This window comes from Roseomonas rosulenta (assembly GCF_016106005.1).
GTDB classification, from domain to species: domain Bacteria; phylum Pseudomonadota; class Alphaproteobacteria; order Acetobacterales; family Acetobacteraceae; genus Neoroseomonas; species Neoroseomonas rosulenta.
In genome coordinates this window covers 1-654 of the sequence record NZ_JACADR010000634.1, presented here as the reverse complement: position 1 = coordinate 654, position 654 = coordinate 1, and the positions used below count along the sequence as shown (strand labels likewise).

2 protein-coding genes are annotated in these 654 nt (G+C 78.0%); both read left to right on the top strand.

The features are described 5' to 3' along the window. On the top strand, window positions 1–206 hold a 206-nt coding region (locus tag HW578_RS27375; RefSeq protein ID WP_198373828.1), incomplete at its 5' end, for a rod-binding protein. After that, window positions 203–607: a hypothetical protein gene (locus tag HW578_RS27370; protein WP_198373827.1), complete on the top strand. Its 405-nt coding sequence runs from the start codon at window positions 203–205 to the stop codon at window positions 605–607. The genes HW578_RS27375 and HW578_RS27370, both read left to right, overlap by 4 nt. Window positions 608–654 lie beyond the last annotated feature (47 nt).

Genomic DNA, 654 nt, shown 5'->3' with positions numbered 1-654 from the left:
TCTTCGCCACCGTCGACGCCTCGCGCAGCCGCTGGGGCGGCGGCGCGGCCGAGGCGCAATGGCAGCCCATGCTGGTCGAGGCCTACGCCGCCGCCGCGACGCGCGCCGGCGCGGGCCTCGGCCTGTCGGACCTCGTGCTGCGGGAGATGCACCGCATGCGCGCCGCCGCCACCACCACCCCCAATACGGGAGAGCCCAGCCCATGATCGACACCCTGATCCTCGCCGGCCAGCGCCTGGCTGAGGCGCTGCGCGCCGAGAACGAGGCGCTCGCCGCGCTCGACCTGCCGCGCGCGGCGCGCCTTGCGGGGCCCAAGATCGCCGCCTCGGACGCCTTCGCCGCCGCCTATGCCGCGCAGGTGAAGCACGGCAGCGCACCGGAGGGGCCGGTGCGCCAGGCCGCCGCGCAGCTCGCCGGGCGGCTCGACGAGCTGGGGCGGGAGAATCGCCGCCTGCTGGAACGCGCGGTCGCGCTGCAGTCGCGCGTCATCGAGACCATCGCCGGCGCGGCGCTGCCGAAGGCGCAGGTGCAGGTGCAGGGCTATGCGCCGGCCGGGCGTGCCGCGCCCGCGCGACCGCCGGCGCTCGCGCTCTCCGCGCGCGCCTGAACCGGGGCTCACGCCGCCGCGGCGGCCAGCATCGCGTCGATCGGGTC